The sequence below is a fragment of the Pseudomonas sp. Sample_9 genome, from assembly GCF_004307535.1.
GTDB classification, from domain to species: Bacteria; Pseudomonadota; Gammaproteobacteria; order Pseudomonadales; family Pseudomonadaceae; genus Aquipseudomonas; species Aquipseudomonas mercuritolerans.
Genome location: NZ_RAZO01000140.1, coordinates 1 through 3539 on the forward strand (window position 1 = coordinate 1; position 3539 = coordinate 3539).

Consider the following 3539-nt stretch of genomic DNA (forward strand, 5'->3'; position numbering starts at 1 on the left):
AGGCTGTAGTAGTAACCACGGCTACGCAGCGCAACGATGCGCGGGCGGCCGTCGGGGTGGGGGCCGATTTTTTTGCGCAGGTTGCTGACGTGCATGTCGAGGCTGCGGTCGTACAGGGTCAGCTTGCGGCCGAGGGCCAGTTGCGCCAGTTCCTGTTTGTCCAGCGGCTCGCCCGGCTGTTTGAGCAGGGCTTCGAGCAGGCGGCTTTCGGAGACGGTCAGGGTCAGTTCTTTTTCGTCGATGCTGACCACGCCGCGCACCGGGCTGAAACTCAGGTCGCCCAGCTCAAGTTGCGTTGACACAGCGGCGGGATGGCTGCGGCGCAACACGGCGCGCAGGCGCGCGGTCAGTTCGCGGGGGTCGCAGGGTTTGGCCAGGTAATCGTCGGCGCCCAGTTCGAGGCCGAGGATGCGGTCCAGCGGTTCGCCACGCGCTGACAGCATCAGCACCGGCAGGTCGGCGTGGTCGTTGCGCAATTGCTTGAGCAGTTCCAGACCGCTGCCGTCGGGCAGCATCACGTCCAGCACCACCGCCGCCGGGGCGGTTTCGGCCAACGCCTTGCGCGCGCTCTGGCCGTCGTGGCAGGCGCGCACCTGGAAGCCTTCCTGGCTCAACCAGCTACTCAGGAGTTCGCACAACTCCTGGTCATCATCAATCAGTAACAGCTCGCTCATGACTCACTCAATTTAGCCATTGCCGACGTTTTCGGCTTGCACCACTGGCAAAGATACCGCAGAGCAGCGCCAATAGCGCTACCCCGGCGCCAGTGACGAACCACTGCTGTTGATCGGTCAGCAAACGCGGCAGCGGGCTGCCCTGGGCTTCCTTGAGTTGCAGCTTCAGACGCTGGTTCTCCTGGCGCAGCCGGGCGAGCTGGGCGCTTTCGCGAGTGTTGTCGGCATTTTGCAGTTGTTTGTTCAGTTCTTCGCGCTGCTGCTCACTGGCCTTGAGCCGCTGTTGCAGCTCGGTGATCTGGCTGCCGGCGCTCAGCGACAATGGCGTGGAGCTGCCGCCTTCGGTGGTTTCATCACCATGGGCGGGGGCCATGATCGACAACGTGAGCAACATCAGACACAACGGACCCTTGCGCATCGCGACACCTGTTTCCAAATGGATATTGGGCAGGTTGTCGGCAGGCAAACGAGAATAATGAGCGATTGTGGCGAGGGGATTTATCCCCGTTCGGCTGCGCAGCAGTCGTGAGTTATTGAACGCGGTGTGTCAGACATTCCGCGTTGGATGGGTTTGGGGCGGCTTCGCCACCCAGCGGGGCGGTGCGACGTTTCGCTAAATCCCCTCGCCACATAAATCCCTTCGGCATTTCAACACCGGATTACGGCAGGACTTGCTTGAACGGCTTGACGATCACGTTGGCGTAGACGCCGGCGGCAATGTACGGATCGGCATCGGCCCAGGCCAGGGCGGCGCTGAGGGAGTCGAACTCGGCGACGATCAGGCTGCCGGTGAAACCCGCTGCGCCCGGATCATTGCTGTCGACGGCCGGGTGCGGGCCGGCCAGCACGATGCGGCCTTCGCCCTTGAGCGCTTGCAGGCGTTCCAGATGAGCGGGGCGTGCGGCCAGGCGAGCTTCCAGCGAGTTGGCAGCGTCGGTGGCAATGATGGCGTAGAGCATGTCAGTCCTCGGTTTTAGGCGTTGTGGTATCGGTGTCATGCAGATGGCGCGACAGGTAAACGCCCTGTGCGACCAGGAACAGCACGGTCATGCCCAGGCTGCCGAACACCTTGAAGTCGACCCAGATGCTCTGGAAGGTGAAGGCGACGAACAGGTTGGCCGCGCCGCAAAACAGGAAGAAGCCGATCCAGGCGATGTTCAGGCGCGTCCAGACCGGGTCTGGCAGGGTCAGCGCGTGGCCCATGATGCGTTTGATCAGCAGGCGATCGCCAATGAAATGGCTGCCGATGAACGCCGCAGCGAACAACCAGTTGACCACCGGCGCTTTCCATTTCAGGAAGGTTTCGCTGTGGAAGGCCAGCGTCAGGCTGCCGAATACCAGGCAGGCGATCAGCGTCAGCCATTGGCTCTTTTCCAGCTTGCGCTGCTTGATGAACAGCGCGCCGTACACCACCAGGGAGCTGATGATCAGCATCGCCGTGGCGCTGTAGATACCGCCTACGGTCACTTGCTGGCCGGCAATGTCGACGACCCGTGGATCAAGTTTGTAAACGATGAAGAACAGCAGAAGCGGGATGAAATCGATGAATTGTTTCACAGTGAGAGCCAGAAGCTGGATGTGGCGGCATAATAACAAACATATGGGCGCGCGATAGCGCCAGCTGATTTGAGGTTACAACTCCCCGTGAATGTTGATTTGCACTGCCACAGCACGGCCTCCGACGGCGCCCTGGCGCCTGCGGTTCTGGTTGCGCGAGCGTTCGAAAACGGCGTGCGAGTCCTGGCGTTGACCGACCACGACACCCTTGAGGGGCTCGCCGAGGCGCGTACTGCCGCCACCGAGTTGGGCATGCAACTGGTCAACGGCGTCGAATTGTCCTGCACCTGGGGCGGGGCGACTATTCACGTGCTGGGCTACGGTTTCGACGTCAACGCCGCGCCGTTGGTCGAAGCGATCGCCAAATTGCACGATGGCCGCTGGCTGCGGTCGGAAGAAATAAGCCGCAAGCTCGCTCTCAAGGGCATGCCCGGTGCTCTCGACGGCGCCCGGCAGATCCAGCAGGAACTGGGCGACAGCGGCAACGCACCGGCCCGGCCGCATTTCGCTGACTGGATGGTGCGTGAAGGTTACGTAAAGGATCGCGCCGAGGCGTTTCGCAAATGGCTCGGCGCTGGCAAGCTCGGCGACGTCAAGCTGCACTGGCCGACCCTCGAAGACACCGTCGCCACCCTGCGCGCCGCCGGTGCCTGGGTCAGCCTGGCGCATCCCTGGCACTACGATTTCACCCGTAGCAAGCGCCGAAAGCTGATTGCCGACTATATTCAAGCAGGCGGGCATGCTATCGAGGTGGTCAATGGCCATCAGCCCGCAGAGCAGGTGGGCAGCCTGGCGATCCTTGCCCGTGAGTTCGGTCTGCTGGTCAGCGCCGGCAGTGACTTCCATGGCCCTGGCGGCTGGTCCGAGATCGGCCAGTACCGGCCGGTTCCCGAGGACCTTCCACCCCTGTGGTGTCGGTTCAAACATGACACAGATATTGCCGCCGTCTGAACAGGTAGAGAATGTGAGTCAATTTTTCCAGATACATCCGGAAAACCCGCAAGCGCGCCTGATCAAACAGGCGGTCGAGATCATCCGCAAGGGCGGGGTGGTGATTTATCCCACGGACTCGTCCTACGCCATCGGTTGCCAGATTGGCGACAAGACCGCCATCGAGCGTGTGCGCCGGCTGCGTCAGCTTGATGAAAAGCACAACTTCGCGCTGATCTGCAGCGACCTGTCGCAACTGGGCAATTACGCCAAGATCGACACCGGCACTTTCCGCATTCTCAAGGCGCACCTGCCGGGGCCTTACACCTTTATTCTCAACGCCACCCGCGAAGTGCCGCGCCTGTTGCTGCATCCGAA

General features: G+C 61.9%; 6 protein-coding genes. 2 read left to right on the top strand and 4 right to left on the bottom strand.

Going from position 1 to position 3539, the window contains the following annotated elements:
- The 4 genes from D6877_RS07155 to D6877_RS07170 all read right to left on the bottom strand — a co-directional run.
- Positions 1-674 (bottom strand): response regulator transcription factor (locus tag D6877_RS07155; protein ID WP_016771129.1); only part of this gene is annotated, 674 nt, incomplete at its 3' end.
- A 7-nt stretch (positions 675-681) separates the two neighbouring features.
- Positions 682-1092: a translation initiation factor 2 gene (locus D6877_RS07160; protein WP_130910327.1), complete on the bottom strand. Its 411-nt coding sequence runs from the start codon at positions 1090-1092 to the stop codon at positions 682-684.
- Between the two features lie 241 nt (positions 1093-1333).
- Positions 1334-1633: a YciI family protein gene (locus tag D6877_RS07165; protein WP_130910328.1), complete on the bottom strand. Its 300-nt coding sequence runs from the start codon at positions 1631-1633 to the stop codon at positions 1334-1336.
- Between the two features lies 1 nt (position 1634).
- Complete coding sequence (locus tag D6877_RS07170) at positions 1635-2231, bottom strand: septation protein A (RefSeq protein ID WP_016771126.1); 597 nt, start codon at positions 2229-2231, stop codon at positions 1635-1637.
- Positions 2232-2318: 87 nt separating this feature from the next.
- Here D6877_RS07170 and D6877_RS07175 point away from each other — a divergent pair, with 87 nt between their 5' ends.
- Both D6877_RS07175 and D6877_RS07180 read left to right on the top strand, forming a co-directional pair.
- Positions 2319-3182: a PHP domain-containing protein gene (locus D6877_RS07175; protein ID WP_016771125.1), complete on the top strand. Its 864-nt coding sequence runs from the start codon at positions 2319-2321 to the stop codon at positions 3180-3182.
- Between the two features lie 13 nt (positions 3183-3195).
- A partial coding sequence (locus tag D6877_RS07180) for a Sua5/YciO/YrdC/YwlC family protein (RefSeq protein ID WP_178083645.1) occupies positions 3196-3539 on the top strand: 344 nt, incomplete at its 3' end.

What these genes read in the sequence shown, in the direction of transcription:
- D6877_RS07160 (WP_130910327.1), bottom strand. Translation starts at nt 1,092, where the DNA reads ATGCGCAAGGGTCCGTTGTGTCTGATGTTGCTCACGTTGTCGATCATG.
- D6877_RS07165 (WP_130910328.1), bottom strand. Translation starts at nt 1,633, where the DNA reads ATGCTCTACGCCATCATTGCCACCGACGCTGCCAACTCGCTGGAAGCT.